The organism is Photobacterium carnosum (genome assembly GCF_021236965.1).
GTDB lineage: Bacteria > Pseudomonadota > Gammaproteobacteria > Enterobacterales > Vibrionaceae > Photobacterium > Photobacterium carnosum.
The window spans coordinates 1-2,036 of the sequence record NZ_WMDN01000054.1; the positions used below are offsets into that span (position 1 = coordinate 1).

A 2,036-nucleotide genomic window follows, 5' to 3' on the forward strand; every position below is an offset into this window, starting at 1 on the left:
TTATCCTATCCGTTCTGAATGAACAGTGATCACGTAGTGCGCGTTAGATGGATACTGTTAAATACAGCCGCTTTTAGATAAAAGTCATACTAGGTGTCGAGTGATCGGTATTTGTGGTCTTAGAATCGTTTCTAGGGGCGATTTGATGGGTATTTGAGTTACGGCAGACTGATAAGTGATTTATGGCGAGATTGATTGATGAAAACTCGCAGATTTAAAATAAATCTATTTCGAGGTGTTTTGCGGGATTTTAGATTTATTTTAAATCTAAGGCATAAGGTCGCTAATGGCGACCTTTGTTGTCTCTTAGCACAGAAAATGCAATATTTTGAATAGATATCCAAATACAAATATTAACTTACATTATTCGTTAAAAGTATAATTATCTTTATTTTTTGCGGATTTTTTTTATGAAAAAATTATTAGTCGTTTTGTTGGTTGGGTTATTTACAGTTGGTGTTGCGAATGCGTGTCCACGAGGAGAACATCCATATGGTGGAACAGGTTCTCACCATAAAGGTGGTTGGTGTGCATAAAATTTGTAATCTCTAGGTAACATAGAGAGATATACGAACGAAGTTCTTTGAATACAATGTTATGTAACTAGTTTAAATTTTGGAGAAAAAATGAAAGCAGTCATTCCTGCAAGTGAGAGAGTTTTTAGGCTCTACCATTCACATTGTGTGAGTCCTAGCTTAGACACTTTATTTAACCTTCTAAATGCCATTCACAGCCTTAATGACAAGTTGGGTAAAGCAAAACTGGGGAGTTTCTTTGATATTCAGGAGTTTATTGCTCTAAAGGCGCTTCGTAATCTCTTTCATCACAAAGAGGAGCTAATAAATGAGTTGCGTATTATTCCTGCTCAGGATCTCCCGCCAATAACAACCGATTTATTGTATTTGTGCTTGGTTCCGACAAATCTTGTTGAAAAGGCTATTTTAGCTATTCCCAACAAGTACCTAGCTGATGAAGAACCGGTAATTAAATCTGTCCTAGGTTGGTATGGTGAAGTTGTAAACATTAATCCATGCATTTTCAATTTTATGGTTAATGTTTATGAGTTCTTGGCTAGCAAAAAGATTAAGTTGTCAGGAGATGAGTTTTTGGATTTTGCTGATTCATATGAATTTGAAGCTGAAAATGGTCACTCACACTATGTTACTGGCGTCATAAGCTGTCATGCGGGTAGTGTAGATAAAGTGCTTAAAAAAGCTTTTGTATCAACTATATAATAAAACATTAAGGTGATGCTTTTTACTCGGTAGTTTTGGTCTGATTTACCATAACCCCGTTATATGAATTTTATCATCATAAAGTCATTTAGGCGGCCTTTGTTATATCTGGACATTACCGAGTATCGGGTCGCTTTCGAGATCTGATATTACATAGGTTTATTTTTTAGAAAAAAATAAACTAAAATATTTAAATGGTTAATTTTCATGAGAAATATACTGTTATTTTTATCAATGATTTTAATATCAACATCTAGTTTTGCTGAAAAATATGATCATATACAATACGACAAAGGATTTGCATCATCATTAAGTAAAATGTCAGTTGATGAATTTTATATATCAATGAACAAACAGATAAATGTAATCAATACTCAATTTCCTAAAAAAATAGATTTAATAACAACTGTTAATAATCTGACATTAAGTCATAATGAAAAATCACTTAATTATAATATTACATTAGATATTGATTCAAAATCACTTAATGATATAAATCAGATAAAATCATTCTTTAATAATGGATATAAAAAAATAAGGATTGAACAAATCTGTGGAAGAGGTTTCCTTCGATCTTGGGTTGAAGGTGGCGTAATTATTAGAGATATCATCAATGATAAAAATGGATGTTATCTGGCAACAGTAACAATAAACAAATTAGATTGTCATAAAAAGTAGATAAAGCATTTTGTATTTTAAAGCTTTTAGTTTTTGCAAGAGGTTAGGTTATAAAATGACTGCATAAATTATATATATTTCTGGCGATTATGATAAGTTTTGTTTAGTACGCATAAATAGATT

The 2,036-nt window shown here is 31.8% G+C and carries 2 protein-coding genes; both read left to right on the top strand.

Features of this window, described 5'->3' with window-relative positions; genetic code table 11:
- Positions 1–626: 626 nt before the first annotated feature.
- A complete protein-coding gene (locus tag GLP24_RS19710; RefSeq protein ID WP_232604666.1) occupies positions 627–1,235 on the top strand; it encodes a hypothetical protein in 609 nt (202 codons plus the stop codon).
- A gap of 207 nt (positions 1,236–1,442) precedes the next feature.
- Positions 1,443–1,913 (top strand): hypothetical protein, encoded by a 471-nt coding sequence (locus GLP24_RS19715; RefSeq protein ID WP_232604665.1) that lies wholly within the window; start codon positions 1,443–1,445, stop codon positions 1,911–1,913.
- Positions 1,914–2,036 lie beyond the last annotated feature (123 nt).